The following is a 23,809-nucleotide window of genomic DNA, read 5'->3' as shown; positions in this document are numbered from 1 at the left end:
GCCGGGGTGTTGTCGCTCTGTGTACTGCCCACCCGTCCGCGTCCGACTCCGCTACGTCGTGCGCGCCGCCGCCAGCAGCGAGTCCCAGTCGGCCAGCTTGACCACGCCCCGCCCCAGCGAGGCCCCGAGCGCCGTCTCCGCCCGCTCGATGGCCTGCCAGCCGGCCCAGGTCACCGGCTCGATGCCCGCCACGGACAGCGCGGCCACCGGATCGTCGGGCACGTCCTTGCGTACGAGCACGTCGGCGTCCTCGAGCAGGGAGGTCACCGTCTCCTTGGCGTCCGGCCGGTTGGTGCCGATGACACCGGTCGGGCCCCGCTTGATCCAGCCGGCCACGTACTCGCCGGGCACGACGACGCCCTCGCGCAGCACGCGCCCCGCGAGATGCGGCACCGTGCCGTCGGCCGGGTCGAACGGCAACCCCTCCAGCGGCACTCCGCGATAGCCCACCGAGCGCAGCACCAACTGGGCCTCGATGTCTTCGAACGCGCCGGTGCCCGTCACTCCGCCGTGCCCGTCGGGAGCCGTGCGCTCGAAGCGGACCGCGCCCACGCGGCCGTCGTCCGCGAGCAGTTCGACGGGGCGCAGGAAGAAGCGCAGCCGGATGCGGCGGGGGGCGTCCAGGGGCGGCACCTGGGACCAGCCGCGCAGGACATCCACGTTGCGCCGCTGGGCCGCGGGCAGCGCGGACGGGTCGGCGCACGCCGGGTCCAGTGCCAACTCGTCCGGATCGACGACGACTCCGGCGCCGGGCAGCCCGCTCAGCTCGCGCAGCTCCTTGGTGGTGAAGCGGGCCTGGGAGGGGCCGCGCCGGCCCACCATGTGGATGTCGGTCACCCGGCTCGCGGCGAGCGCGCCGAGCGCGGCCTGCGGCATGTCGGTCGGGCTCAACTCGTCCGCGCCGCGGGCCAGCATGCGCGTGACGTCCACCGCGACATTGCCCACGCCGATGACGACCGCCGACCGTGCGCCCCGCAGGAACCCGTCGTCGGCGGCGTCCGGATGGGCGCTGTACCAGGACACGAACTGCGTCGCCGACCAGCTGCCGGGCAGGTCCTCGCCCGGGATTCCCAGATGCCGGTCGGTCGCGGCGCCCACGCAGTACACCACCGCGTGGTACAGCTCCCGCAGCCGCGCGGTCGGCACGCCGCCCGGGCCCACCTGCACGCCGCCGAGGAACCGCACCCGCTCGTGCTCCAGGACCGTACGCAGGTTGTTCTGCAGGGACTTGATCTTCTCGTGGTCCGGTGCGACCCCGTAACGCACCAGGCCGTAGGGACAGGGGAGCCGGTCCAGGACGTCCACGAGGACGTCGGGGTCCAGCTGGGTCAGGCTCTGGGCGGTGTAGACCCCGCTCGGCCCGGAGCCGACGACGGCGACACGCAGCACGGCGGAACTCCTCACGGCGGGAGATCGCTGACGCCCCAGCATCGCACCGCGCGTGCTCGGCTGACAGGGTGCAGGCGCGCCACACCCGTGCGTGTCCTGTTCGTATGCAAAGTGATCATGCGGTTACGTTCCGTGTGTGCTAGAAGCATCCTTTCTTAATCTTTCTGATCGTTGTCCGACGGACGGCGTCGTCTCCGTGTGGCCCGCGTGGGAAGTGCGGGAAGACACGGGCAAAACGTCCTGGTTCACCGTGCGGCTGGCGTTCCCCGACGGTGCGCGCGTCGACGCGCTCGCCGTGGTGAGCGAGGGATGCGTCTCCCTGGAGGACGTACGGGCCCTGCCGGCCCTCTCCCTGGACGACCTCACGGTCCTCGCGGACTGGATCGAGGAGCCGATCTTCGAAGCGTGCGGCCTCGCACCGGAACCGGCCGGTGAGCCGGGACCCGGCCGCCGGGCCCGCCCCACCTGGCCCCGCGGCCTCGAAGGCCGCCGCCTCGTCGCCGAGGAGTACCGTGCGGCCCAGGAAGTCGGCCACGACCCCGTGCTCGCCGTGATGCACGCGACCGGCCACAGCCGCCGAAAGACCCTCCGCCTGATCTCCCAGGCCCGCGACGCGGGCTACCTGACACCGGGTCACGCCCGCCGCTGACCTCCGACGACGGAGGTGTCCTGCGGCGTCACAGCAGCGTGCGCATGCGGGTGATCTCTGTCGTCTGCTGGGCCACCACGTCGTCCGCCATCTCCTCGATCAGGAGGTTGTTGCCCTGGGCCTTCACGTCCGTGGCCATGGTGATCGCGCCCTCGTGATGGGCGATCATCAGGGTGAGGAAGAGCTGGTCGAAGGCCTTGCCCCGGGCCGCGCGCAGTTGACTCAGCTGGGCCTCGGTCGCCACGCCGGGCATGGCCTCGTGGGCGTGTAAGCCGTCGTAGTTGCCGGCGAACGGGCGCGCCCACCAACCCGGGCGTCTCCAAGACCACCGGCTGCCACGACATCACCGTCCTGCCCTCGCAGGACCTGGCGGCGGGCGCCTGCATGGGCGACGGGATCCTGTTCTCCATCAAGGACCCCGAGCACCCCAAGGTCATCGACCAGGTCCAGGACAACGTCAACTTCGCCTTCTGGCACTCCGCCACCTTCAACCAGAAGGCGAACAAGGTGGTGTTCACCGACGAGTTGGGCGGCGGCGGAGCGGCCACCTGCAACGTGGCCGTCGGCCCGAACCGCGGCGCCGACGGCATCTACGACATCGTCGGCAAGGGCGACAAGCGCAAGTTGGTCTTCCGCGGCTATTACAAGATCCCCCGGCATCAGGCCGACACCGAGAACTGCGTCGCCCACAACGGCTCGTTGATCCCGGTCAAGGGGCGGGACATCATGGTGCAGGCCTGGTACCAGGGCGGTGTCTCGGTCTGGGAGTTCACGGACTCGACGAAGCCGAAGGAGATCGCCTACTTCGAGCGCGGCCCGCTGACCACCGACACGCTCACCGTGGGCGGCGCCTGGTCGGCGTACTACTACAACGGCCACATCTACGCGAACGACATCGCCAAGGGCCTCGATGTCCTGAAGCTCACCGACCGGCGCACGGACCCGGCCCAGCGGGTACGCCTGAGTGAGCTCAACGTCCAGTCGCAGCCGGACTACTTCGACTGAGCGGGCGACGGGCCGGGCGCCTCGTCCGGCCCGTCGCCGGTGGCGAAGTAGCGGGACAGATCCGTCTGGTGGGTCCCGCCGGACGCTTCCCCAGTGTCCGGCGGGACGCCCATCTCCCAGTCGAGCCGATAGCGCTTGAACAGCTCGGCCCGCAGGGTGGTGATCGGCATCGGCACGTTCGGCAGGACCATCGCGTAGACGGCGCCCATCAGTTGGGAGCGGAGCATCGGATAGTCCGCGTCCTCGGAGCCGTGCCGGGCGACGGTGTCCCGCAGCAGCTCGGCCAGCCGCTGCTGCTCCGGGCACTGCACGAAGCCCTCCGCCTGCAGCAGCCCCGCCATGTGCTGACGCATCAGCACCGGCCGCTCCCGGGCCAGGCCCAGGATCGCGTCGATGGCCCGCGCCATCCGCTCCCGTCCGTCCTCGGTGCGCGGCTCCCGCTCCAGCCCCTCCTCCAGTGTCCGGTGCATCAGCCGGTGCACCGCGGACTGCACCAACTGCCGCTTGCCCGGGAAGTAGTACGACACCAGGCCGCGCGCCGAACCGGCCCGGTCCGCGATGTCCGCGAGCGTCGTCGCCTCGTAGCCGTGCTCGGCGACCATCTCGACAGCCGCCTGCAGGAGCCGCTCCCGGGAACGTCTCCGCAACTCTTCATTGACCGAGGCGCTGCGCGGGGACATGCTGTAACTCCTGCGTTGACTGGCTGCCAGCCAACTATACTCAGCATGACCGGTCCGCCGCTTTCGCGGGCCTGGTCAGGGCTGCCGTCCGTCTGGGGCGACGCGGGGGATCGTCTCAGGCGGGCGGCCGGAACACTAAAACAGAAGGGCCCCCGACCTGACTCGCATGCAGGTCGGGGGCCCTTTTCGCTCAAGCCGCAGCACTACCATCATGATCTTGATTTACAAGATTGGGAGAATCCGGGGAGATCAACTTACGCCGAGGCTCCCTCTCCCAGTGATTCCGGGGCTCCTCCCACTCACGGGGGTGGTCCACCACACCCACCGCGGTCTCCCACAGCTTCTGCAGATCCGCCGCGATATCCAACTCCATCGCCAGCGTCGTATGACTGTAGGTGCCCTCGACTCCACCAATAACGTGCCGCATCCGCTCCTCAACCGCAACCCTCGGATGCCGCAGCTCGTCCAACCACACCTTCATCGAGTGGCGCAGCCCGTGCGGCACCAGGCCCTCGATCCCCGCCACGGCCTTCATGTCCGGCAGACGCGACGGCCGGCCCAGCGAATCCGGCACGGCTTCATGCCCGTCGACCCACCGCCGCCACACCTCGCCGTAGAACGACGTCGTGTTCTGCTTCCCGCCCTTGGCAGCCGGGAACACCCACTCGGACTTGTGCGAGGCGAGCACCTCCCGCAGCAGCTCGGCGAGGAACGGCGGCAGGATGAGATCGCCGCTGCTTCCGTACTTGGGGTCGACCTGACCCGGCTTGCCATCGACGTACTGGTGCTGCTTCTGCACGAGGACCCGGCAGCCCCGGCCGTGGTCTTCGAGGACGAGGTGCTCGCGGCGCAGACCAACGAGCTCGGAGATCCGCAGCCCGCAGTAGGCGATCATCAAAACCTGCGCATACCCGACCAGCCCGCGCATCGCCCGAGCGTTACGGGCCAGCAGCAACGCCTGCCGCGGCGTCGCAATGACGACCTCGTCGTGCTGCTGCTTCCCCTTGTACTTCCCACGGCGCCGCGACTTCAGGGTGGGCACCGGATTGTCGGCGCGAACCTTCGAGGAGACAGCATCGTCGAACATGACCCGCATCACCGACATCACGGACTTCACATAGCGGGGCTTGTACCGCTCGCGCAGCTCCTTCTCCCACGTCTTCACGGCAACCTCCGCGACGTCACCCATCGCAGCCGCCTCCCAGCGGGGAAGGATCACACTGCGAAGGCGCTGCTGGTACGTCTTGTCGCTGCGGTTCGCCAGCTCAACGGACTTGATCCACAACTCGGCCCACTCGCCCACAGTGATCCGGCCGTCGCGCGGGTTGATGAACGTCTTGCGGCGCACGTCGACTTCGAGGCCGGCCGCGTAGTCCTCGGCGGACTTCTTCGTGTAGAAGGGCTGCCCGTTGTCGTCGCGGCTGACGCTGCCGTAGTTGATGCCGTCGGGGAGCAGGTACCGGCCGCGGTAGCGCCACTTGCGCATCTTCTTGTCGTAGCCGCGCTTCTCGCCGTAAGCCACGGGTCACCTCGCACTGTGCAGTGGACTCGCTAACAATGGGCGGGCACCCGTGGGGGGTCGGATGCCTGTCAGCGGCGTCACCCGGTGATGGCCCGGAGGGTGCGGTAGACGAACGTTTCGTCAAGGCGCTGCCAGCCCTTGATGTGTTGGCGCAGTACCGCCTGGAGGGATGCGGCGCCCTCGTCGGTGATGAGTCTCTTGTCGATGTATACCGCGAAGTATCCGGGGTCGTCGTCGACCCAGATGTCGACGTTGCACGGCATTCCTGAAACCCGCAGAACCTGTACAGACATAGGTCCCCCAAGACCACTGCGGGCGCCCCCCTTTGTGGTGTCCGGATATGACATCACACGATGGGGTGGCATGGGAGGGAATGTTTGCAATTCGTGTGCGTGATGTTACGAACCGTTCGCCGCTCGGGGTTCGTCGTCGCCGTCGTCGCCGTCGGAGAGCCGGTGCAGATTGCGCTCTGCCTTGCGCCAGGCGACCAAAGCTTCCTGGATCTCCTGCGGGGTGGCGTCCGGCTTCCCTCGCACCACGACCGTCATCCGGGCCCCGTTCGCGCCGGGCAGTTGGATGACCCCGGCTTCGAGCAGCGGACCGTCGGACTCCAGTTCGTCGACGACCCGCAGGGGAAGGTCACTCAGGCGCGGATGCCCAGCTGCGGGCTCGGCGGTCGCCGGGGCCGGAATCGGGTCGCCGCCGTGGAGGATGGCACTCCCGGACTCCTCGGCCCACCCGAGGTGAGGCGCGATCTTTCTCAGGCTCTGCGGCATGCGCGCGGGGCGCCGGTTGGCGTCTTCGAGGTTTTGGACGGTTCCCTCGCTGATGCCGGCGAGTTCTGCGAGGGCGACCTGCGAGAGGCCGCGTGCTTCGCGGGCTGACCTGATGGCAGCCGCGAGCTTGGCCCACTGCAGGTTGGTCCGGTCCTCTGTCATGCGGCCATCATGCCGCACGGTTAGGCAACACGCACCTGCCGCTTCACCTAATTGACCAGGATTGATCGGTCTTTGGGGCGCAATTTTGTTGCCTCGTTTGCGCCTCCTTGCGCTTGCGTACCGATTTCACCCCCGTGCGCTCCGTACATCTCTGGCCACGGATGGAAGCGCTTGCGGTCTAGCAGCACCCAACAAGACGCAACGAACACCCAACGAATCCGCATCAACGCCTTGCACTCCTCTCGCCGATGGGTCTAGATTGTGTCTCGTGAGACCCAACGGAGACGCAATGAAGGCCATCCGCAAGGCACGGGGGATCGGTCTACGGCGTCTCGCCGAAGCCATCGGCATCGACCCCGGCTACCTCTCCCGCATCGAAAACGGCAAGCAGGGAGCAGGAGCCGGAACCCTCCACCGCTACGCCGACGAGCTTGACGTGCCCGTCCAAGCCATCACCCACGAGGAGGCCCCCCGTGGCCACGAATGACCCGGCTCCCCCCACCGAAACGACCCTGATCCTGCTCATCGCCGAACTCACGGCAGCCCTCGAACGCCTCACCGCATCCCCCAGCTCGGCCGAACTGGAAATCACGGCCTTCCCCCCGGCCAAGGCTGCCGAGCTCCTCGGCAAGACCCCGAACTGGGTCGTCGAGGCCATCCAGGACGACAGGGTGCCGCACACCTACATCGGTAAGTCGCCGCGCATGACGGCCGACCACATCCGGCAGGTCATCGCGGAGGGCGAGCGGAAGCCCAACAAGTACTCCAAGACCGCCGCGGCCTGACCCCCTGAACGAAATGCGGGGCCGCCCCGGATGCGCGTCCGGACCGACCCCTACGCAGCACTCTCCTACGAACCGAAAGGAGAGACACACGTGTCTCTCATTCTCCCCGATCAGCCGAGTGAGCTGATGCTCACCGAGTCCCGGACCCTGCGGGCCCAGACCGCCAGCCGCGTCGATGTCCTCGACAAGGTGAAGGCACTCGCCCTCCTCCCCGACGGCGTACACGCCACGATCGAGATCGTTGCCGACTTCTTCGAAGCTTCGGTGGACTCGATCGAGAAGGTCGTCCAGCGGAACCGCAAGGAGTTGGAGGAGAACGGCTACGTCGTCCTCCGAGGAGCCGAGTACCGCGCTTTTGCTGCGGACAATCTGTCCGCAGCAAACCCCAAGTCGCGGACGGTCGCTCTCTTCACCCGCCGCGCGATCCTGAACGTGGGCCAGCTGCTGACCGAGTCGGACGTTGCCCGCCGGGTCCGTACGTATTTGCTGGAGGTTGAGGCTCAGGCCACCCCGCAGCAGAAGTCGGAGGCGCTCCTTCAGCTGGAGCTGGCCGAGGCCCGGATGCGGGTGCTGAAGGTCGCCGAGGGCATCGTCGATGACGCGTGGCTGGAGACGAAGGCCCGCCTGGTCGCTGCGAAGGCACTGGGCGAGGAGCCGGAGATCGATCCGCTCGATGTGCCGCTGTACGTGCCGGACTTCCTGAAGGCGCTTGGGCTGAAGCCGAAGGACGTCACGTCGGCGCAGTCCTGGTTCGGGAAGTACGCGCTGGCGATCTGCCGGGAGTTGCGGATCGAGGCGCCGCAGGAGCGTCAGTCGGAGTTGCCGAACGGGACGGTCCGCAAGACGAAGGCGTGGACGGAGCGGCATCGGCCTGTGTTCGAGCTGACGTGGGCGCGGCACTACGCGCACAAGTTCCCGGGCCTCTTCGACCTCGGCGGTGCGGCATGACGACGGATTCGTTCGACGTGGCTGCCTTCAAGTCGCTATGTGCCGCGCTCGACATCGAGACGCATGTGGTGACCGACACCTTCGGCCGGCAGGACGTCCGGATCGACAGGAACGGCCTGAACAAGCTGATCGCCGCCGGATTGCTCCCCGAGGACCCGACAACCCACCCGGCCTGGACCGAGGTCGTTCGCAGGCGCCAGGAAGGCGGTACGTCGTGAACTTCTCCGAGATCTACCTGAAGGCTGCCGGGGTCATCCGCGCCAACGGCCACTACAAGGGCGCCTACTACGGGGTCGGAGAGTCCGGTGTCGGGATCATCCTGACCGCTGCTGAGTCTCCGGTGTGCACGGCGGGCGCGCTCAGTATCGCCATCTCCGGTCAGCCGGTCCCGACGAGTGACGACTTCGACGAGGTTGCCGAGGACTTCGCCCGCCGGACGCACCTCGCATTCGATCCGGCGTGGCCGACCATCGCCATCGGTGATTGGAACGACGCCCCCGAGCGCACCCCTGCCGACGTGATTGCTGCCCTGGAGCAGGCAGCCCGGGAGGTGGCGTGATGGCGACCGCTGTTGAGATCGCTGCCGCTGAGTCCCGCCCGCTGGCTGATCTGGAGATGGATTCGGTCCTCGCGGTCGAGGCCGCGTGGGGGCGTCGGGCGCATGGCCGGAAGCCGCAGACGATCCCCGAGTTCCTGGACGCCGTCGCCGCCGTACACGCCCGCTACGCGCTGCGCCGGGAGTGGCTGCGCACCCATCCGCAGGGGGTGGCGTCGTGAGCATCACCTTCCCGTTCGTGGGGCGCCGTGACCGGCGTAAGCACCGTGCCGTCGACAAGGTGGCCGAGTTGCGGGACGAGAACCGCAGGCTCCTGGCCTGGCAGATGGCCGCTGACGACTTCTTCGCGATCCTCACCGCGGACCGCGAGCAGGTGTACGGGGCGTGGGAGTTCACGGAGGAGCGGCGGCAGGAAGCCGAGAAGGTGGCGGCTTGCACGCTGGAGGAGAACGCGGTCCTGGCTGCCGAGGTGGCCGGGCTGTGGTCTCGGCTGGCGCCGTTCCTCGCGGCTGAGGCGAATGCGCATCGGATCACGCCGCCGCCGATGGTGCGTGACACGAGCGCGATCGAGGACCAGGCGACCGGGCCGATTGATGTCCGGTCTTTGCGGGAGGCGCTGACGGCCCCGTGCGCGGAGTGCACTGCGCCGGTTCCGAAGGGGACGACGTTCTGCTCGGCCCGCTGCCGGAATGCGGCTGATGACCACAACGACTACGGCCAGGACGGGGATCTGTGATGGCCATCTACGACCAGGAGCCCGAAGAGGGCGCCGAGTTCGACATGGCGGACGAGGTGTCGCTGCAGGACACCGGCCGCCCGTATGGGTGGGCTGCGCGGATCATCCGGCATCCGTCGATGGCGCCGACCCGCCGCTACCTGGACGCCCACCCGCTGCCCGAGCAGAAGACCCGGAGGACGGCATGAGCGCCACCATCTGCCCCATCAACCCGCCTGGTCACGACTGGCAGGCCGGTCTGGTCTGCCGCTGGTGTGACGCCACCCGTACCCCGGGGGAGGCGATCCTGTCCGGGCTGGCGAGTGTGCGCGGCTGGACGCCCGAGGCGGCCCGTGTCGTCCGCGACGCCTACCGCGCCGAGGTCCTCGCCTCGGATGGGCAGGCGTACGCCAGCGAGCTGGCCATGCTGCGCACTCTCATCCGCACGGTACGTGTCGCGGTCCGCAACAACGACTGGGATGCCGTCTGGCAGGCCCTCAACAACCACGCCACCGATGACGCTCTGGCCCGCGCGGAGGCGAGAGAGAACGACAGCCACACGGCCGACACCACGCCCGCATCGGGCTTGTCCGACGTGGTGTTCGCTGCGGTGTCGTCGTTCCAGGTCGACCGGTTGAATCCGGGCGGCTACGACCAGCAGCTCACCGCGCACCTGGTGGCCGCGCTCGTCGAGTGGGGTGAGGTGTGATGCCTCGCCCGATCTCCGATCTCGATGTGCCGGTGACCCGGCTGCAGCGGGACCTCCGCGACCTCGCCGCCCGGCAGCGTCTCGCGGCCGGTACTGCCGCTGAGGCCCGGCATCAACTCGACCCTGCCGACACCGCGTTCGCTGCGCTGGCCTGCGAGCACCCCGAGAAGTGCTCCTGCCCGGCCGACTACCCGGCATGGACTCCGGGAGGCGCCCGGTGAGCCTCGACCTCCGCACCATCATCCGCACGCTCCTCGTCTACGGCATCGCCGCCCTCATGGCGGCCATCGCGGCGACCGCAGTCACGGTCCCCCTCGGCCCGCAGCCCGCGATCGTCATCACCGGCGTGTGGACGTGCGCCGCCGCATCGACCGGCTACACCACACTCCTCGTCCTCGACGGATACCTCACCGGCCGGAAAGCAGGCCAGCGATGACCGATCCGAAGTACGCCAAGGCGACCGAGCAGGGCCGGTACTACGAAGACCCTGCCGGGGGCCCGGACCTGGTGTCCGTCACCAACGTCCTGAACATCAGCGTCCACAAGCACTCGCTGATCCCCTGGGCGGTCAAGCTCACCATCGAGTGGATCCTCGACCACCGCATGGAAGTCGCCCGCCGGGCCATCACCGACCGGGCGGAACTCACCAAGCAGCTCAAGCAGATCCACATCGACGCACGCGACCAGGCCTCCGACCTCGGCACCACCATCCACAAGGCTGCCGAACTCCGACTCCTCGGTGCCCCGTTCGCGGTGCCCCGAGAAGTCGCTCCCTATCTGAACCAGCTGGAAGCCTTCCTCGGCTTCTGGGGCGTCGACATCGACAAGCACGTCGAGGCCGCCGAGATCACCTGCCTGCACCGCCGCCTCGGCTACGCAGGCACCGCGGACCTCATGATCTGGCTGCCCACCGGCAAAGGCCGGGCTCGCGAACTGTGGCTGATCGACTTCAAAACGTCAGCCACCCGCTCCGCGAAGTCCGTCTACCCGGAGAACACCCAGCAGCTCGCCGCGCTCCGCTACTGCGAGACGGTCCTGCTCCCCGACGACACCGAGCAGCCGATGCCGAAAATCCAGCGGGCCGGTGTCCTCAACCTGCGGGCGAAGTCTCACGCCCTCGTTGAGATGCCCGCCGGACGTGACGCCCACAGGGCGTTCCGTGGCGCCCTCGCCAACGCGCTGTGGCACCACGCCGCTCCCTCCTCCTACCCGGCCCTCCTCGCCCCGGACCAGCCCGTTCCGGCCCGGTGGCGCAACTTCCGAAAGGTGGCCTGACCGTGGGCGCCCGACTCCGCAACACCCAGGCCCGCGCGGCAGAGCACGGCCGGCTGCGCACTGGCTACACCCAGGGCAACCGGCCTATGCGCTCCGCAACTTGGGTGGTCACATCGCACTCCGAGGAGCACGTCCGTAAGGCAGCCGAACTGTGGGGCGGCGAGCCTGAGCAGTGGCAGCCACTGAACTCCACGATCAGCCAGTGGCGGGTCATCACCAAAGCGTCCTCGATCGAGGCGCTGATCACCCCGGGTGATCCGCTGAACCAGTACAACGAGATGTGGTCCAAGGGCGGTTGCCAGCGGCGTTGTGACGGCGAGACCGAGACCCTGACCCGGCAGCCCTGCATCTGCGCTGCCCGCTTCGGTGAGGACTGGCACCTCCAGAAGAAGGGCGTCGTCTGCTCCACCACGTCCCGCCTGAACGTCATGCTCCCCGACCTGTCCGGAATGGGCATGTGGCGAGCTGAAACCCATTCTTTCTACGCCGCGCAGGAGTGGCCGGGCATGGTCGACATGGTCCTCGCTGGAACCAACGGCAAGGGCTTCATCCCCGTGACGTTGCGGATCGAGCCCCGGCAGCGTGTCGCGAACGGGGAGACGAAGAAGTTCCCCGTCGTCGTGGTCGAGTTGCGCGGCATCACCCCGCGACAGGCGCTGGCTGGCCCGGTGAACGCGGCGACCGCGTTGAACCCGGGCGTCACGCCGCAGGCCGTCGCGGCGATCGAGGGACCGAAGGGCCGCGACTGGCTCGCGGAGGCCGCGGGCGCGCTGACGTCCGACGACGTCCGGGACCTGTGGATGGAAGCCCAGCAGACGGGCGACGTCCACCCGAAGGGCACCGACCCGCTGTCGAAGCAGCTCATGGCGATCGCCGCAGAGAAGGACGCCGAGAACGCAACCCCGAACCAGGGCCCGGAGCCGGACGAGAACGGCGTGTACGACGCCGAAGTCGTCAGCGACGAGACCGGACCCGTCACCTGGCCCGCTACCCGGCAGCCGGCGTCCCGATAGCCCGCACGAACGCACCGGACGCCCCGCGGGCATGGCGGGGCGTCCTGGTCAAGGAGACCACACATGACCGTCAAGACCTCCCAAGAGGACGAGTTGCGCACCGTCCTGACGACCCTCGTCGAACGCTGGCAGGAGCAGCTCGACGAGTACACCGAGCGGGCCTCCACCACGGTGAACGAGCGCTACGCGCGGTACGCCCGCATCCGCGCCACACGCGTGCGGGCCTGCATCACCGAACTGAAGATCGTCCTCAACACCGGCCACCTCCCCTACGACCTGATGACGGACGACGAACTCGCCGCGCTCAGCCTGACCCGCGAAGACGCCGAGATCGTCGAGATCGCCGAAGCGGGGGGTCAGCGATGAGCGACCTCTGGTTCAAGCAGCGCATAGCCGCGCTCGACTTCGAAGCGTCCGACAAGGACCCGCAGACCGCGCGGATCGTGTCGTGCGCGCTGATCCTCGTCGGCGGCGACCTCCCCACGGACACGCGCACCTGGCTCGTCAACCCGGGCATCAAGCAGGAGCCGGGTGCGGTCGCCGTGCACAAGCTGACCGACGAGTACCTCGCCGAGCGCGGCCAGCCCGCCGAGCAGGCGGTGGGTGAGATCGCGAAGGCGGTCGCCGAGGTCGTCGCCGGGAAGGTGCCGCTCGTCGGCCACAACCTCGGCTCCTTCGACCTCAACCTGTTGAACGCAGAGTGCCAAAGGCACCTCGGCGACACCCTCGAAGGCATCTGCCGCGAGCCCCTCAACCGCGTCATCGACACGATGATCCTCGACTGGCACGCGGCCCCCTTCCGGCGTCGCGTGTCGGAGAAGCAGGGCGCCTACGAGATGAAAACCACCGCGCAGACCTACGGCCTGGGATGGGACGACAAGGCTGCGCATGAGGCGAAGTACGACGCGCTGATGTCCGCCCGCGCGGCCTGGCACATGGGGAACATCGCCCATCTGCCGGCCGAGGAGCGCCCGGAGTGGGTGCAGCAGCTGCGGAACTCCTGCGGACCGTACGACCGGTTCGACGACCTCGCCGGCATCGACGTCGAGGAGTTGCATCTGCGGCAGACGTGGTGGGCCGCCGAGCGGGCCGCCGGATTGCAGGAGCACTTCCGCAAGAAGAAGCCGGACACGGTGATCGACGGCTCGTGGCCGCTGCGCCCGACGGGCGGTGAGCGCTGACATGTTCGGACTCACTACCACCCGACGCCTCCATGCCGAACTGGCCGCCGCGAAGGCGGAAACCGACCGGCAACGGCAGCGCGCCGAGAACGCCATCAGGGACAAGCAGACCGCCGAGACCAACCGCGCGCAGGTGCTGCGGCAGATCGCCGAGCAGGACGCCGCGATCCGTCGTCTGCGCGACCGGAACCTTGAACTCGGCCGCCGTGTCAGCCAACTCGCCGAATCCGACCCCGACCACTGCGCCGCCCTCGAACAGAACATCGCCCGCGTGGAAGCGGAACTCGCCGAAGCCCGCAAGCAGGTCACCGACGGGGTCGTAGCCGAGTGGCGAACCCGGGCCGCGGTCGCGGAGAAGCGCGTCAAGCACCTGGAGAAGCAGCTCGACGACGCCGTCGGCTTGCCGGTCGGACGGGTCGAGGACTCCCGCCCGTGGCAGCCCGCCTACCAGAAGCCGGCCGACGACGTCATTGAGGAGACGACCCCATGAACGACCACATCACCGTAGGTGCGGGTGCCCTCGTCGCGAGCATGGCCGGGGCGACCGTGATTGCCCGCGCGTGGCCTGCCCCGGCGCGGCATCGGACGGCGTGGCGGCTTCCGTCTCTGTCGGTGCTGCTGGGGGCGCCGTCCGCGTACACGACACCTGATGTCCCAGAACTGGCGGTCGTCCCGGGCCGGTTCGCGGACTGCCCGATCTGCGACAGGGCCGAGGCCGGGACCGTCACAAAGGATCACACCTGGCGGTGCGGGAGTTGCGGCACCCACGTCCTCGTCGGCGGTGCGTGATGGGCCTCGAACTGAACTCGCAGACGTGGGCGGCGGACGTCGAAGCCACCCCCGCCGAGAAGCAGACCGCCAGCCTGTACGTCGCCGCGAAAGCGACCGGCCCGGCGGACTGCCGTCACCTCCTCGACGTCCTCGGGCTGCTGCCGAAGCTTCTGCGGATCACCGACCACGGCATGGCCGGCTACCGCAAGGGCTGCAAGTGCAAGCAGTGCCGGAAAGCGAACCGGGACCGCAACCAGCGGCAGCGCGCAAAGAAGACCAGCGTGCCCGCGTCGACGGTCGTGGACTGCCCGATCAACACCACGGAGGCGTCGTGACGACCGCCGACCTGTACGCGGCATGGCTCACCGCGGGCGACCGACTGCAGGCCATCGGGGCGTGGCTGGCGGGGGACGGCGCCTGGTTGCCGCTCCTGGTCGTGGCTGCCGTCGTCATCGCCGGGATCTGGTGGCATCGACCCCGCGACGACTACCGCACCCGCAACGACCAGGCGTCCGCCGCGCAGGCCGCGCGGCGCGACCTGGGCGAAGTCCAGAAGCCCGGCACCAACCACGGCCTCTACCTCGACTGCCTCGCCGTCTACGGCGACTGCGAAGAACTCGACCGCCTCCGGAACGCCATCCGCGACCACCAGAAGGGAGAACAAGCGTGACCGCGGACACTGTCGCCTACCGGCGGCGTCTCGGCTACGACCGGGTAAACGGCATCCGGCGCCGCGTCGACGCCACCCAGACCCGCGCCCACATCGAACGGCTGGCTGCCCGCGGCTGGACCCAAGGCCAGATCGCCGCGGCCGCGGGCATTCACCAGACCACCGTGTCCATCGTCGCTTCCGCCCGCCACCCGCAGGTCGCCCGTAGCACTGCCACCGCGATCCTCGCGATCCGCCTCGACCAGAAACCACCCATCCCCAGGGGCCTGACCGACGCCACCGGCACCCGCCGGCGCCTGCAAGCCCTGATGGTTCTCGGCTACACGCTGCCCGACATCACGACCCGGGCCGGCATCACCCGGGGCGGCCTCCACCAGACCCTGGACGGCCGCTGGGAATGCGTACGCACCACTACAGCCGGCCGGGTGGCGCGCGTCTACCGGCAGCTGTCCGTACTCCCCTCGCCGGTGGGGCGTACGGCCGAGCTGGCCCGTAACCATGCGATGGGGCAGGGCTGGCACGGGCCGATGGCGTGGGCGGACATCGACGACCCGCAGTGTGTGCCGGAGCCGACCACGCCCGGTGCGCCGTCGAGTGTGCACCCGGACGATGTCGCCGAGCTTGCGGGCTGCGGTCTGGACGACCTCGAGATCGGCCGACGCCTCGGGGTGTCCCCGCGGACGGTGCTACGCGCCCGTACGGCCCACAACATCCCGGCAGGGGTTACCGAATGAGCCACTACAGCGGTTCCGTCCCGGACAGTCTCCGGGCTGCGGACTGGCGTGACCAGGGGGCGTGCCGGGAGACGGACCAGGCCGGAAAGCCGCTGCACGACCCGGAGTTGTTTTTCCCCGTCGGTAACTCTGGTCCGGCCGTGATGCAGGCGCGTGAAGCCAAGCAGGTGTGCGCCCGCTGCGCGTCATTGATCGAATGCCGGGCGTGGGCGCTGGACTCGAACATCGAGTTCGGCGTATGGGGTGGCCTCACTGAGGGTGAACGCCGCTCCATCAAACGCCGCCACGCTCGAGGCCGCACCGACGAACCGGTGGAGAAGCAGCCGAAGCCGGCCACCGTGCAGGAGTTGTGGGCTCGGCGCGCGAAGCCGCTCGCTGGCGGCCACTTCCGCTGGTCCGGCACCGCGCCGGGGCGCACCGAGCAGGGCCAGTTCACACCGATGCAGGCCGCGTTCGTCATCGACCGCGGACGGAAACCGGTCGGCCGGCTGAAGCGAGTGTGCGAGGTGCCCGCCTGCATCTGGCATGTCGAGGACGAGCAGGAGCGGACACGCTGCGGGACTCGGCCCGGCTACCACAAGCACTTCAAGGACGGCACGGAACCGTGTCCGGAATGCCGTCAGGCGAACACGGACGCGAACCGGCGTCTCGCGTGGACAGGCACGACGAAGCAGTCCGCCGAGCAGCCGAAGCTCGGCCCAGGGCGGCCGAAGACGCCGCGGCCTCCGTGCGGAACGCCGGCTGCCTACCACCGGCACCGTCGGTACGGCGAGCCGGTCGATGATGCGTGCCGGCAGGCGAACGCGCAGAAGTGCGCCGAGTACAAGCAGCGCGTCGCAGCGAAGAAGGCGGTCGCGTGACGGGCGGGAAGCGGCGCCGTGCCCCACCGAAGGCGCCGGAGCGGGAGTACACGCCGGGCCAGCTCCTCGACTGGACCGACCGCTCCCACTGGGCCTGGGACCCGCTGCCGTGCCGCTACTGCGGCCAGCCCACCAACCTCCGCGACAGCAAAGGCGCACCAGCACACAAGACGTGCGCCGAAGCCGCCCTCGCCCAACAGGCCGCAGAAGCAGCCGATGCCTACCAGAACGGACAACACCCGTGACCGTCCCCCTGTACACCGACGCCGATCTCCGCTCCGAGGCCGCGGTCTGCCTGAGCGCTCTCAGCGAGGCGCCGAGCGTGGCGGACATCCTCCGCTGGCTGCCCGGCGCTTACGTCGACTCCTACCGCGAGGACGACGGCTCCGGCCAAACCTGGGGCGACGTCCTCGACAACGAGGGCCTCGCCGAGACCGCACGGAAGATCCACGCCCTGATCGGTGAGGCAGGCAACGCCGTCGGCGCAATCAACTCCGCCCGCTGGCTCGTCGGCCTCGGCGCCGACGGGTTGGAAGCCGACCCGCGCACCGTCGAGATCACCGAAGGCACCCACATCGGCGTCCGCATCCACTTCGCGTTCGACCCGGACCTGCCCGAGGAGATCCGGGAGCAGGTCATCGACGCCCTCCGCGAAGACATCCGCATCACCGACTTCTGACCACCCGCCCGAGCGCTCGGCCCGCGCGAACCAGGCCGGGCGCCCACAACCCTCAACAGGAGAACACCATGGCCGACTGCCAGAAGGGTTACCGCCTCACTGGCGAAGCTCGCGCCAAAGTGGCAGCCGAGCTGAAGCCTCGCTACGAGGCGGGCGCCACCATAAAGCAGCTCGCAGAAGAGACGGGACGCTCAACGGCTGGAGTCGCTGATCTCCTGCGGGCGGCAGGGACAGAGATGCGCCCTGGGACGCGGAGGACGCACGGGTACACCGGGACCTCCTTGTACCGCTCCTGGGCCGACATGGTGGATCGCTGCACGCGGCCCACGCACAAGCGCTGGGCCGACTACGGCGGCCGTGGAATCACCGTGTGCGAGCGGTGGCGGAAGTTCGAGAACTTCCTCGCCGACGTCGGAGACAGGCCGCCTGGAATGACCATCGACCGGGTCGACAACGACCGCGGCTACGAGCCCGACAACTTCCGGTGGGCGAACACCTCTACGCAGAACCGCAACCGCCGGTACTACGAGCGCGGGCCACGCGACCCCTTCACCGGCCGGTACACGCCGAAGGGAGAAGTCCGTTGAGGCGCCTTCTGGCCGCGGTGTGCACGGTCCTCACGGTCGCCGCGCTCGTCACCGCCTGCTCGTCCGGCCACGCCGCCGCGGCGCACGGCCGAGTGACGGACAAGCAGTACCACCCCGCCAGCAGCACGTGGACGTGGCAGCCCACCACCCGCCGGTCGTGCAAGACGAAGACGAAGCGGTCCGGCAAGAAGGTCCGCACCACCACGTCCTGCCGAACGGTCAAGACCGGCCGCCACCGCGCCGTCCACCACACGGCCGCCTGCTGGCTGCTGGAGATCGACCACAGCGCGACCGTCTGTGTGAGTTCCACCCGCTGGCACCACACGCACCGCGGCGACCGGTACCAGGGGGCAGCGTGAACCGCTTCGTCCTCGGCCTGGTCTTCGGCGGCTGCGCCTACGCCATCGCCTGGGCCGCGGGTGCGGACCAGTACGTGACCGTCACCGCCGCCCTGCTCACCGCACTCATCGTCTGGATCGCCGGCGCCGCCCGGTAACCCCACCCTCACCAAGGAGCACGACATGGGCCTCTACCACTCCGTCAGCCTTACCTACGGCTTCGAGGTCCCCAAGGACACCGACCTCGACACGCTCGACAAGGTCATCGGCGACGGCCCCGACCTCGTCAAGGACAGCGTCGGCCATCACATCGTCGGCGACTGGGACCGGCTGCTGCTCGTCACCCGGTTCACCCGCGTCGACGAGAACGAAGTGGTTCCCGTCGTCCCGGCCGAGCTCGCGTCGATCGCTGAACTCGCCGCGTGGGACAGCGCACTCCACGACGTCGCCGTACGCCTCGGCCACGAAGACCACCCCGAACCCCAGTGGCTGGTGGTCCACAACTACCGCTGACCACCTGACCGGCCGCCCCGCACACCCCCCCCGGCGGGGCGGCCTTCCCGGGCTCCCTGGCCCGACTTCCCCCAACGGGCCAGGGAGCCCTTCACACAACGGGAGAACCTCATGAGCAACACCAAACTCACCGGCCAAGCCCGCCAAGCTGCCGCGCAGGACTGCCGCGAGTACTACGAAGCCGGCGCCAGCGTCCGCTCCACCGCCGCACGCTTCGGCCGGTCGTACGGCGTGACGTACCTCCTCTTGCAGGAAGCCGGGACCGTGTTCCGCGACAAGCTCGGCCGGCCCCGCGAGGCGGCCGTCTGATGAGCCCGCCGCCCTACTACACCGCCGACAGCGTGACGCTCCACCTCGGCGACTGCCTCGACATCCTGCCCACGCTGCCTGACGCGTCTGTCGACGCGATCGTCTGCGACCCGCCGTATGGGCTCGCCGACCACCACCCGCGTGTCATCGCGGCTGCGCTCGCCGCATGGCTGGCCGGCGACCGGGCGCACGTCCCGGACGGCCGGGGCTTCATGGGCAGCGACTGGGACCGGTTCGTGCCCCCGCCCGCCGCGTGGGACGAATGCATGCGGGTGCTGAAGCCCGGCGGCCACCTCGTGGCGTTCGCCGCGCCGCGCACCGTCGACCTGATGACGCTGTCGATCCGGCTCGCCGGATTCGAAATCCGCGACAGCCTGCACTGGATTTTCGGGGCCGGATTCCCGAAGGGCCAGGACATAGCGAAGTCCATCGACCGACGTCGCGACGACCGCGCCCAGGTGCTGCAGGTGACCGCCTGGCTCGCAGCAGCCCGTGACGCCGCCGGATGGACGAACGCCCGCATCGACGCCCTATGGGGCTACAACGGCATGGCTGGCCTTTGGACCACCCAGGGCAAGGCCGCGATCGTTCCACAGCCCGAGCAGTGGGACCGGCTGAGGGACGCGATCGGCTTCGACGACACCGAGATCCGGCCGCTCGTCGCCGAACTCAACGGCCGCAAAGGCGCGCTGGGCGAAGCCTGGTCACAGCGGGAAGTCATTGGGACACGGCACTCCGGCCTCGCCGACGGCTCAACGAGCGTGTTCCTCAACGGCACGACTGGACGGAATGTCGACGGAACGGTCAACGTGACCGCCCCGGCCTCCGATGCGGCGCGCCAGTGGCAGGGCTGGAACACCGCGCTGAAGCCCGCTCACGAGCCGATCGTCCTCGCCCGCAAGTCGACCGGCTTCAACACCACGGTCGCCAACGTCCTCGAGCACGGCACCGGCGCTCTCAACATCGACGGCTGCCGCACTCAGGCCGGTCAGGACTACCGCGAGAAGTGCGCGTCCGTCGTCGGCATCTCCAGCCCCCGCAACGGCGACACGCTCGGCGAGTGGACCGGCGTTCGCGAAGACTCCGCGCACGACGCGGGCCGCTGGCCCACGAACATCCTCCTCGGCCACGGACCGGACTGCATCGACGGCGGGGACTGCCAGTCCGGCTGCCCGGTCGCCGAGATGGACCGGCAGAGCGGCATTACCGGCAGCAACGCCCGCGCCGACAAGGGCCAACGTCACGGCGCGCTGTACAACGAGCCGTCCGGTGCGGGCGGCCCGCGCGGTCACACCGACTCGGGCGGCGCATCCCGCTTCTTCCCCGTCTTCCGCTACGAGGCGAAGGCGCCCGCCTCGGAGCGGCCCCGGCTCGCGGACGGCACCGCACACACCACGGTCAAGCCGCTCGCCCTCATGCAATGGCTGGTCCGGCTCGTCACCCCGCCCGGGGGAACGGTCCTCGACCCGTTCGCCGGCTCGGGGACCACGTTGGAGGCCTGCCTGATCGAAGGCTTCCACACGATCGGCATCGAACGCGAACGGCCGCACGCCGAACTGTGCGTGACCCGGCTGTCCAAGCCGATCGCATCCAGTCTCTTCACGATCTGACCAGGAGTGTCCGATGCGCTACTTCCACGGCGGTATCCCCGGCCTTAAGCCCGGCGGCCTCATCACGCCGCACGAGCCGAACTACGTCGACGGCTGCCCGACCTGCGACGCGAAGAAGCAGGGCGTACAGCCCGTCGTCGAGGGCCTCGGCGTCGTCGACCCGCTCACCGAACGCCCCGACCGCGTGTACATCACCACCGACCGCGAATACGCCCGCTTCTACGCCTCGAAGTACCCCCTCGGTGACCTGTACGTCGTCGAGCCCGTCGGCGGCATCGAGGCATCCACCGAGGACCACTTTCCGACCTGGACCACACCGGCCGCCCGCGTGGTCAGCGTCTACGACCGGGCCGTACGCCTCACCCCGCACCGGCGCCGCACCCTCCTCAACCGGTGGGCCGTGGCGGACGCCGCCGCGCTCTACGGCGGCACGTCATGACCCACTGCCCTCCGCCGTGCGGCAAGCAGCGGTACGCCACGAAGCACCTCGCCCAGCTCGCCTGCATTCGCATCGCCATGACCGACGGCAAAACCCTCTACTGGTACCTCTCCCGCCCCTGCCGCTGCTGGCACCTGACCAACCCCGCCCGCCACGGCAACGGCCGCGGAGGCCGACGAGGCCAACAGATCCACGCCTTCACCCGCGACCAGCCGCCCTAACCCCGCCCCGGGCCACGCCGGACCGGTCGCGCAACAGCAAACCCCGCACCGATGGTGCGGGGCCGGACGTACAGGAAGGGAGGGGCAGTGTCAGGACTCGGCCGGCTCGTCGGCAAGCACGCGTTGCTCGCCGAGTGCTTCGCAGGCGCGCTCGTAGAAGTCGTACGGCACGACCACGGCCGCTTCCTTGCCGCGGTTCACCAGGATCGTCGGTTCGCCGGCGTAGCGGGCGCGCGAGATCACCTCGCCGAGGACGTTGCGCGCCTCGGCGATCTTCGCGCGGTGCTCGGTGCGAGTGGTCGCCATGTCGACAGAGTAGCGGATTCGCTACGCCACTCAACACCGCAACGTCGCTTTCTTAGCTATGATGACTATGTCAGGCATGATCCCGACCCGCCTTGAAAGGGGCGATGCACCGCCATGTCCTGATCAGCACAAACCGAAGAGAGAACACGTGAGCCTCGACGCGCAGGACTGGGTCTGGAACCACTCCCAGTCCAAGGGCACCGCCCGTCTGGTGCTGCTGGCGATCGCCGACAAGGCGTACGGCAAGGGCTGCACGGCCTACGCCGGTACGACCATGCTCGTCCAGCGTTCCAATGCGGCCCGGTCCTCCGTCGTGGCCGCTGTCGACAAGCTCATCGAACTCGGCGAGCTGGCGGTCGTCGACGGCCAGCAGGGCCCGCGCGGCGAGACCGTCTACACCCTGCCGAAAGCGCGACGTCACCGCAGGTCAACACCGGAGGGGGGTCCGGATTCCGGACCGGTACAGATTCCGGACCGGTCCGAAAACCGGACCGGTACAGATTCCGGACCGGGGGGGTCCGAAAACCGGACCCCTGGGGGTCCGAAATCCGGACCCCATAACGCAAGAAACACAAACACCAACCACCCCTCTGCTCCTGAACCCGGACCCGGCAATGAGCAGGAAGGCCAGCAGGACCGGATCCCGAGGGCGTTCGACTACATCCAGCCGCTCATCAAGGCCATGGGCGAAGCAGGCATCCGCGTCTCCTGGCAGATGGCCGCCGAAGACATCCAGGCGATCGCCGTCGTCCAGCAGCGTGCGGGCGTCAAGGAGATGGTCACCTTCGCCCGCAACATCAAGGGCCGCGCTCGGGAGCCCATCACCCACGCCACGTACTTCCTCAAGTCCGGCTGGCGCGGCCTACCGCCCCAGACCGAACCGCGACCCGACAACGAGCCGGAAGAAGACACGCCGCCCTGGTGCGGAGATCCCGACTGCGACGAACGCACCCGCCTCCGCCAACGCGAAGACGACAACGGCCTCCGAGCCCTCTACCGCTGCCCCCAATGCCACCCGGACCGTAAGGACCCCGCCGCGTGAACGACTTCCAGGACACCGCCGACTTCGAGCGTGTGCCGCCCAACGACCCCCACGCGGAACAAGCCGTCCTCGGCAGCATGCTCCTCTCCCACCACGTCATCGACCGCGTCACCGCCCGCGTCGAAACCATGCACTTCTACCGAGCCCACCACCAGACGATCTTCGTAGCAATCATCGACCTCTACGGCCGCAGCCGCACACCCAAGATCGACCCCATCACCGTCGGTGAAGAACTCGCACGCACCGGCGACCTCAACAAGATCGGCGGATCCACCTACCTCCACCAACTCATCCAAGCCGTCCCGACCGTCGCCAACGTCGAGGAATACGCCGAGATCGTCCGCGACAAAGCCATGCTCCGCGCCGTCATCGGAGCCTCCAGCCGAGCTGCCGCCCGCGCCTATGCCCAACAAGACACCGCAACCGAAATCCTCGACGACGCCATGGCCGAGTTCCAAGGCGCAGCCACCGGATCCTCGCCCCTCGACGTCAAACTCGCCGTCGGCGACCGCTGGGCATCCTTCCTCGACGAACTCCAAGCCGGGAAAGACCCCCGCGCCCTCGACACCCCCTGGCACGACCTCAACGACGTCATCGAGCTCAAGCCCGGCCAGCTCATCACCGTCGGCGCCGCAACCGGCGGCGGCAAGTCCCTGTTCGGGATGAACCTCGCCTCCCACGTCGCCCTCACCCGCTGCCGCCCCGCCCTCGTCGCCTCCATGGAGATGGGTGGCAGCGAACTCATGGCCCGCCTCACAGCCGCCGAGGCCGGCGTCGACCTCGACCACCTCATCCGACGCCAGCTCACCGACTACGACTGGGCGAAGGTCATCAAGGTCTCCGACCGGATGCAGAACGCCGGGAACTTCATCCTCGACGACTCCCCGAACCTCACGCTCTCCAAGATCCGCGCCCGCATGCGGTGGATGTCCGGCCATGGCCAGGCCGCTGCGATCGTCGTCGCCGACTACCTCCAGCTCATGACCCCCGAAGGATCGTCCAGCACCACCAGCCGCGCGCAAGAAGTCGCCACCATCAGCCGCGGCCTGAAACTCCTCGCGATGGAGTTCGAAGTCCCCGTCGTCGCGCTCGCCCAGTTCAACCGCGGCGCCGTCGGCCGTCAGCCGGTCGTCTCCGACTTCAAGGACTCCTCGGCGATCGAGCAGGACTCCAACGTGATCCTCCTCATGCACAAGCCGCCGGAGCTCGACCCCGACGACCCGGACTACAAGCGCACCCGGGACCGGACCGGGGAGATCGACGTGATCGTCGCAAAGAACCGTAACGGCATCAGCGGCCGCATCATCCCCCTCGCTTTCCAAGGCCACTACGCGCGCCTGCAATCCCTCGGCCCCGACCTCTGAA

General features: G+C 68.9%; 39 protein-coding genes and 3 pseudogenes. 35 read left to right on the top strand and 7 right to left on the bottom strand.

The features are described 5' to 3' along the window. Window positions 1–51 precede the first annotated feature (51 nt). Window positions 52–1,389: an FAD-dependent oxidoreductase gene (locus ABZ453_RS31635; protein ID WP_359020220.1), complete on the bottom strand. Its 1,338-nt coding sequence runs from the start codon at window positions 1,387–1,389 to the stop codon at window positions 52–54. A gap of 136 nt (window positions 1,390–1,525) precedes the next feature. Between ABZ453_RS31635 and ABZ453_RS31630 the strand changes: the two genes are divergently transcribed. Continuing rightward, window positions 1,526–2,038, top strand: a complete 513-nt coding sequence (locus ABZ453_RS31630) for a DUF6214 family protein (protein WP_359020218.1) — start codon at window positions 1,526–1,528, stop codon at window positions 2,036–2,038. Between the two features lie 28 nt (window positions 2,039–2,066). Here the strand turns inward: ABZ453_RS31630 and ABZ453_RS31625 are convergent. Then, window positions 2,067–2,306 (bottom strand): annotated as a pseudogene (locus ABZ453_RS31625) (DUF305 domain-containing protein); the annotation flags it as partial. 26 nt (window positions 2,307–2,332) lie between these two features. Between ABZ453_RS31625 and ABZ453_RS31620 the strand changes: the two are divergent. Further along, window positions 2,333–3,043, top strand: a pseudogene (locus ABZ453_RS31620) (hypothetical protein); the annotation flags it as partial. On the opposite strand, the gene ABZ453_RS31615 reads toward ABZ453_RS31620, so the two are convergent. From ABZ453_RS31615 to ABZ453_RS31600, 4 genes are all read right to left on the bottom strand, one after another. Further along, window positions 3,031–3,723 carry a helix-turn-helix domain-containing protein gene (locus tag ABZ453_RS31615; protein ID WP_359020216.1) on the bottom strand — a complete coding sequence of 231 codons (693 nt, stop codon included), beginning with the start codon at window positions 3,721–3,723 and terminating at the stop codon, window positions 3,031–3,033. The pseudogene ABZ453_RS31620 and the gene ABZ453_RS31615 sit on opposite strands and share 13 nt — an antisense overlap. Window positions 3,724–3,913: 190 nt before the next feature. Continuing rightward, window positions 3,914–5,245 carry a tyrosine-type recombinase/integrase gene (locus tag ABZ453_RS31610; RefSeq protein WP_359020214.1) on the bottom strand — a complete coding sequence of 444 codons (1,332 nt, stop codon included), beginning with the start codon at window positions 5,243–5,245 and terminating at the stop codon, window positions 3,914–3,916. Window positions 5,246–5,322: 77 nt separating this feature from the next. After that, window positions 5,323–5,508 (bottom strand): hypothetical protein, encoded by a 186-nt coding sequence (locus ABZ453_RS31605; protein WP_359020212.1) that lies wholly within the window; start codon window positions 5,506–5,508, stop codon window positions 5,323–5,325. Window positions 5,509–5,643: 135 nt separating this feature from the next. Continuing rightward, window positions 5,644–6,183 carry a helix-turn-helix transcriptional regulator gene (locus tag ABZ453_RS31600; protein WP_359020210.1) on the bottom strand — a complete coding sequence of 180 codons (540 nt, stop codon included), beginning with the start codon at window positions 6,181–6,183 and terminating at the stop codon, window positions 5,644–5,646. A gap of 268 nt (window positions 6,184–6,451) precedes the next feature. Here ABZ453_RS31600 and ABZ453_RS31595 point away from each other — a divergent pair, with 268 nt between their 5' ends. The 31 genes and pseudogenes from ABZ453_RS31595 (at window position 6,452) to ABZ453_RS31445 (ending at window position 21,096) form a co-directional block, all read left to right on the top strand. Next, entirely contained in the window at window positions 6,452–6,670 is a 219-nt protein-coding gene (locus ABZ453_RS31595; RefSeq protein ID WP_359020208.1) for a helix-turn-helix transcriptional regulator, read from the top strand. After that, window positions 6,657–6,968 (top strand): hypothetical protein, encoded by a 312-nt coding sequence (locus ABZ453_RS31590; protein WP_359020206.1) that lies wholly within the window; start codon window positions 6,657–6,659, stop codon window positions 6,966–6,968. The genes ABZ453_RS31595 and ABZ453_RS31590 overlap by 14 nt, the downstream gene beginning before the upstream one ends. A 90-nt stretch (window positions 6,969–7,058) precedes the next feature. Then, complete coding sequence (locus tag ABZ453_RS31585; protein WP_359020204.1) at window positions 7,059–7,916, top strand: hypothetical protein; 858 nt, start codon at window positions 7,059–7,061, stop codon at window positions 7,914–7,916. Further along, window positions 7,913–8,134, top strand: coding sequence for a hypothetical protein (locus ABZ453_RS31580; RefSeq protein ID WP_359020202.1), 222 nt, complete (start codon window positions 7,913–7,915; stop codon window positions 8,132–8,134). The genes ABZ453_RS31585 and ABZ453_RS31580 overlap by 4 nt, the downstream gene beginning before the upstream one ends. Then, window positions 8,131–8,475, top strand: coding sequence for a hypothetical protein (locus tag ABZ453_RS31575; protein ID WP_359020200.1), 345 nt, complete (start codon window positions 8,131–8,133; stop codon window positions 8,473–8,475). Before ABZ453_RS31580 ends, ABZ453_RS31575 begins: the two co-directional genes overlap by 4 nt. After that, window positions 8,475–8,693 (top strand): hypothetical protein, encoded by a 219-nt coding sequence (locus ABZ453_RS31570; RefSeq protein ID WP_359020198.1) that lies wholly within the window; start codon window positions 8,475–8,477, stop codon window positions 8,691–8,693. The genes ABZ453_RS31575 and ABZ453_RS31570 overlap by 1 nt, the downstream gene beginning before the upstream one ends. Further along, complete coding sequence (locus ABZ453_RS31565) at window positions 8,690–9,208, top strand: hypothetical protein (protein WP_359020196.1); 519 nt, start codon at window positions 8,690–8,692, stop codon at window positions 9,206–9,208. Before ABZ453_RS31570 ends, ABZ453_RS31565 begins: the two co-directional genes overlap by 4 nt. Beyond that, window positions 9,208–9,396 carry a hypothetical protein gene (locus ABZ453_RS31560; RefSeq protein WP_359020194.1) on the top strand — a complete coding sequence of 63 codons (189 nt, stop codon included), beginning with the start codon at window positions 9,208–9,210 and terminating at the stop codon, window positions 9,394–9,396. The genes ABZ453_RS31565 and ABZ453_RS31560 overlap by 1 nt, the downstream gene beginning before the upstream one ends. Beyond that, window positions 9,393–9,896 (top strand): hypothetical protein, encoded by a 504-nt coding sequence (locus tag ABZ453_RS31555; RefSeq protein WP_359020192.1) that lies wholly within the window; start codon window positions 9,393–9,395, stop codon window positions 9,894–9,896. The genes ABZ453_RS31560 and ABZ453_RS31555 overlap by 4 nt, the downstream gene beginning before the upstream one ends. Then, window positions 9,896–10,117, top strand: coding sequence for a hypothetical protein (locus tag ABZ453_RS31550; RefSeq protein ID WP_359020190.1), 222 nt, complete (start codon window positions 9,896–9,898; stop codon window positions 10,115–10,117). Before ABZ453_RS31555 ends, ABZ453_RS31550 begins: the two co-directional genes overlap by 1 nt. Then, window positions 10,114–10,332, top strand: coding sequence for a hypothetical protein (locus ABZ453_RS31545; protein ID WP_359020188.1), 219 nt, complete (start codon window positions 10,114–10,116; stop codon window positions 10,330–10,332). Before ABZ453_RS31550 ends, ABZ453_RS31545 begins: the two co-directional genes overlap by 4 nt. Then, complete coding sequence (locus ABZ453_RS31540; protein ID WP_359020186.1) at window positions 10,329–11,171, top strand: hypothetical protein; 843 nt, start codon at window positions 10,329–10,331, stop codon at window positions 11,169–11,171. The genes ABZ453_RS31545 and ABZ453_RS31540 overlap by 4 nt, the downstream gene beginning before the upstream one ends. 2 nt (window positions 11,172–11,173) lie before the next feature. Next, window positions 11,174–12,184, top strand: a complete 1,011-nt coding sequence (locus ABZ453_RS31535) for a hypothetical protein (protein WP_359020184.1) — start codon at window positions 11,174–11,176, stop codon at window positions 12,182–12,184. A gap of 63 nt (window positions 12,185–12,247) precedes the next feature. Next, window positions 12,248–12,550 carry a hypothetical protein gene (locus ABZ453_RS31530; protein ID WP_359020182.1) on the top strand — a complete coding sequence of 101 codons (303 nt, stop codon included), beginning with the start codon at window positions 12,248–12,250 and terminating at the stop codon, window positions 12,548–12,550. Further along, the gene (locus ABZ453_RS31525; RefSeq protein WP_359020180.1) at window positions 12,547–13,365 is read left to right on the top strand and encodes an exonuclease domain-containing protein; all 819 of its coding nucleotides are present in this window, start codon (window positions 12,547–12,549) and stop codon (window positions 13,363–13,365) included. The genes ABZ453_RS31530 and ABZ453_RS31525 overlap by 4 nt, the downstream gene beginning before the upstream one ends. A gap of 1 nt (window position 13,366) precedes the next feature. Further along, window positions 13,367–13,855 (top strand): hypothetical protein, encoded by a 489-nt coding sequence (locus tag ABZ453_RS31520; RefSeq protein ID WP_359020178.1) that lies wholly within the window; start codon window positions 13,367–13,369, stop codon window positions 13,853–13,855. Next, window positions 13,852–14,154, top strand: coding sequence for a hypothetical protein (locus tag ABZ453_RS31515; RefSeq protein ID WP_359020176.1), 303 nt, complete (start codon window positions 13,852–13,854; stop codon window positions 14,152–14,154). The genes ABZ453_RS31520 and ABZ453_RS31515 overlap by 4 nt, the downstream gene beginning before the upstream one ends. Then, window positions 14,154–14,471: a hypothetical protein gene (locus ABZ453_RS31510; RefSeq protein ID WP_359020174.1), complete on the top strand. Its 318-nt coding sequence runs from the start codon at window positions 14,154–14,156 to the stop codon at window positions 14,469–14,471. Before ABZ453_RS31515 ends, ABZ453_RS31510 begins: the two co-directional genes overlap by 1 nt. After that, window positions 14,468–14,806: a hypothetical protein gene (locus tag ABZ453_RS31505; RefSeq protein ID WP_359020172.1), complete on the top strand. Its 339-nt coding sequence runs from the start codon at window positions 14,468–14,470 to the stop codon at window positions 14,804–14,806. The genes ABZ453_RS31510 and ABZ453_RS31505 overlap by 4 nt, the downstream gene beginning before the upstream one ends. Next, the gene (locus ABZ453_RS31500) at window positions 14,803–15,540 is read left to right on the top strand and encodes a hypothetical protein (protein ID WP_359020170.1); all 738 of its coding nucleotides are present in this window, start codon (window positions 14,803–14,805) and stop codon (window positions 15,538–15,540) included. The genes ABZ453_RS31505 and ABZ453_RS31500 overlap by 4 nt, the downstream gene beginning before the upstream one ends. After that, window positions 15,537–15,839, top strand: a pseudogene (locus ABZ453_RS31495) (WhiB family transcriptional regulator); the annotation flags it as partial. The gene ABZ453_RS31500 and the pseudogene ABZ453_RS31495, both read left to right, overlap by 4 nt. A 557-nt stretch (window positions 15,840–16,396) precedes the next feature. Beyond that, window positions 16,397–16,645 (top strand): hypothetical protein, encoded by a 249-nt coding sequence (locus tag ABZ453_RS31490; protein ID WP_359020168.1) that lies wholly within the window; start codon window positions 16,397–16,399, stop codon window positions 16,643–16,645. Further along, window positions 16,642–17,079: a hypothetical protein gene (locus ABZ453_RS31485; RefSeq protein ID WP_359020166.1), complete on the top strand. Its 438-nt coding sequence runs from the start codon at window positions 16,642–16,644 to the stop codon at window positions 17,077–17,079. The genes ABZ453_RS31490 and ABZ453_RS31485 overlap by 4 nt, the downstream gene beginning before the upstream one ends. Before the next feature lie 68 nt (window positions 17,080–17,147). Further along, entirely contained in the window at window positions 17,148–17,666 is a 519-nt protein-coding gene (locus ABZ453_RS31480) for a helix-turn-helix domain-containing protein (RefSeq protein ID WP_359020164.1), read from the top strand. After that, entirely contained in the window at window positions 17,663–18,025 is a 363-nt protein-coding gene (locus tag ABZ453_RS31475) for a hypothetical protein (RefSeq protein ID WP_359020162.1), read from the top strand. Before ABZ453_RS31480 ends, ABZ453_RS31475 begins: the two co-directional genes overlap by 4 nt. Next, window positions 18,022–18,162 (top strand): hypothetical protein, encoded by a 141-nt coding sequence (locus ABZ453_RS31470; protein WP_359020160.1) that lies wholly within the window; start codon window positions 18,022–18,024, stop codon window positions 18,160–18,162. Before ABZ453_RS31475 ends, ABZ453_RS31470 begins: the two co-directional genes overlap by 4 nt. A 25-nt stretch (window positions 18,163–18,187) precedes the next feature. Next, window positions 18,188–18,517: a hypothetical protein gene (locus ABZ453_RS31465; RefSeq protein WP_359020158.1), complete on the top strand. Its 330-nt coding sequence runs from the start codon at window positions 18,188–18,190 to the stop codon at window positions 18,515–18,517. 111 nt (window positions 18,518–18,628) lie between these two features. After that, window positions 18,629–18,826, top strand: a complete 198-nt coding sequence (locus ABZ453_RS31460; protein ID WP_359020156.1) for a helix-turn-helix domain-containing protein — start codon at window positions 18,629–18,631, stop codon at window positions 18,824–18,826. Then, window positions 18,826–20,436, top strand: coding sequence for a DNA methyltransferase (locus tag ABZ453_RS31455; protein WP_359020154.1), 1,611 nt, complete (start codon window positions 18,826–18,828; stop codon window positions 20,434–20,436). The genes ABZ453_RS31460 and ABZ453_RS31455 overlap by 1 nt, the downstream gene beginning before the upstream one ends. Window positions 20,437–20,449: 13 nt before the next feature. Further along, window positions 20,450–20,875: a hypothetical protein gene (locus ABZ453_RS31450; protein ID WP_359020152.1), complete on the top strand. Its 426-nt coding sequence runs from the start codon at window positions 20,450–20,452 to the stop codon at window positions 20,873–20,875. After that, window positions 20,872–21,096, top strand: coding sequence for a hypothetical protein (locus ABZ453_RS31445; RefSeq protein WP_359020150.1), 225 nt, complete (start codon window positions 20,872–20,874; stop codon window positions 21,094–21,096). Before ABZ453_RS31450 ends, ABZ453_RS31445 begins: the two co-directional genes overlap by 4 nt. 90 nt (window positions 21,097–21,186) lie before the next feature. On the opposite strand, the gene ABZ453_RS31440 is transcribed toward ABZ453_RS31445, so the two are convergent. Next, the gene (locus ABZ453_RS31440; protein WP_359020148.1) at window positions 21,187–21,402 is read right to left on the bottom strand and encodes a type II toxin-antitoxin system prevent-host-death family antitoxin; all 216 of its coding nucleotides are present in this window, start codon (window positions 21,400–21,402) and stop codon (window positions 21,187–21,189) included. A 76-nt stretch (window positions 21,403–21,478) separates the two neighbouring features. Between ABZ453_RS31440 and ABZ453_RS31435 the strand changes: the two genes are divergently transcribed. Both ABZ453_RS31435 and ABZ453_RS31430 read left to right on the top strand, forming a co-directional pair. Then, complete coding sequence (locus tag ABZ453_RS31435; RefSeq protein WP_359020146.1) at window positions 21,479–22,444, top strand: hypothetical protein; 966 nt, start codon at window positions 21,479–21,481, stop codon at window positions 22,442–22,444. Beyond that, window positions 22,441–23,808: a replicative DNA helicase gene (locus ABZ453_RS31430; protein ID WP_359020144.1), complete on the top strand. Its 1,368-nt coding sequence runs from the start codon at window positions 22,441–22,443 to the stop codon at window positions 23,806–23,808. Before ABZ453_RS31435 ends, ABZ453_RS31430 begins: the two co-directional genes overlap by 4 nt. The last annotated feature ends 1 nt before the right edge of the window (window position 23,809 follow it).

Source organism: Streptomyces sp. NPDC005799 (assembly GCF_040630525.1).
GTDB lineage: Bacteria > Actinomycetota > Actinomycetes > Streptomycetales > Streptomycetaceae > Streptomyces > Streptomyces griseorubiginosus_B.
Note: the sequence above shows the minus strand (reverse complement) of the source record. Positions and strands in the feature narration are given on the sequence as shown.

Bases quoted from the DNA above. Each gene is read 5' to 3' on its own strand.
- ABZ453_RS31515 (WP_359020176.1), top strand. From the start codon at position 13,852: ATGAACGACCACATCACCGTAGGTGCGGGTGCCCTCGTCGCGAGCATG.
- ABZ453_RS31580 (WP_359020202.1), top strand. From the start codon at position 7,913: ATGACGACGGATTCGTTCGACGTGGCTGCCTTCAAGTCGCTATGTGCC.
- ABZ453_RS31525 (WP_359020180.1), top strand. From the start codon at position 12,547: ATGAGCGACCTCTGGTTCAAGCAGCGCATAGCCGCGCTCGACTTCGAA.
- ABZ453_RS31605 (WP_359020212.1), bottom strand. From the start codon at position 5,508: ATGCCGTGCAACGTCGACATCTGGGTCGACGACGACCCCGGATACTTC.
- ABZ453_RS31465 (WP_359020158.1), top strand. From the start codon at position 18,188: ATGGGCCTCTACCACTCCGTCAGCCTTACCTACGGCTTCGAGGTCCCC.
- ABZ453_RS31450 (WP_359020152.1), top strand. From the start codon at position 20,450: ATGCGCTACTTCCACGGCGGTATCCCCGGCCTTAAGCCCGGCGGCCTC.
- ABZ453_RS31460 (WP_359020156.1), top strand. From the start codon at position 18,629: ATGAGCAACACCAAACTCACCGGCCAAGCCCGCCAAGCTGCCGCGCAG.
- ABZ453_RS31550 (WP_359020190.1), top strand. From the start codon at position 9,896: ATGCCTCGCCCGATCTCCGATCTCGATGTGCCGGTGACCCGGCTGCAG.
- ABZ453_RS31540 (WP_359020186.1), top strand. From the start codon at position 10,329: ATGACCGATCCGAAGTACGCCAAGGCGACCGAGCAGGGCCGGTACTAC.
- ABZ453_RS31440 (WP_359020148.1), bottom strand. From the start codon at position 21,402: ATGGCGACCACTCGCACCGAGCACCGCGCGAAGATCGCCGAGGCGCGC.
- ABZ453_RS31555 (WP_359020192.1), top strand. From the start codon at position 9,393: ATGAGCGCCACCATCTGCCCCATCAACCCGCCTGGTCACGACTGGCAG.
- ABZ453_RS31520 (WP_359020178.1), top strand. From the start codon at position 13,367: ATGTTCGGACTCACTACCACCCGACGCCTCCATGCCGAACTGGCCGCC.
- ABZ453_RS31445 (WP_359020150.1), top strand. From the start codon at position 20,872: ATGACCCACTGCCCTCCGCCGTGCGGCAAGCAGCGGTACGCCACGAAG.
- ABZ453_RS31570 (WP_359020198.1), top strand. From the start codon at position 8,475: ATGGCGACCGCTGTTGAGATCGCTGCCGCTGAGTCCCGCCCGCTGGCT.
- ABZ453_RS31510 (WP_359020174.1), top strand. From the start codon at position 14,154: ATGGGCCTCGAACTGAACTCGCAGACGTGGGCGGCGGACGTCGAAGCC.
- ABZ453_RS31530 (WP_359020182.1), top strand. From the start codon at position 12,248: ATGACCGTCAAGACCTCCCAAGAGGACGAGTTGCGCACCGTCCTGACG.
- ABZ453_RS31560 (WP_359020194.1), top strand. From the start codon at position 9,208: ATGGCCATCTACGACCAGGAGCCCGAAGAGGGCGCCGAGTTCGACATG.
- ABZ453_RS31455 (WP_359020154.1), top strand. From the start codon at position 18,826: ATGAGCCCGCCGCCCTACTACACCGCCGACAGCGTGACGCTCCACCTC.
- ABZ453_RS31435 (WP_359020146.1), top strand. From the start codon at position 21,479: ATGATCCCGACCCGCCTTGAAAGGGGCGATGCACCGCCATGTCCTGAT.
- ABZ453_RS31480 (WP_359020164.1), top strand. From the start codon at position 17,148: ATGGCCGACTGCCAGAAGGGTTACCGCCTCACTGGCGAAGCTCGCGCC.
- ABZ453_RS31600 (WP_359020210.1), bottom strand. From the start codon at position 6,183: ATGACAGAGGACCGGACCAACCTGCAGTGGGCCAAGCTCGCGGCTGCC.
- ABZ453_RS31615 (WP_359020216.1), bottom strand. From the start codon at position 3,723: ATGTCCCCGCGCAGCGCCTCGGTCAATGAAGAGTTGCGGAGACGTTCC.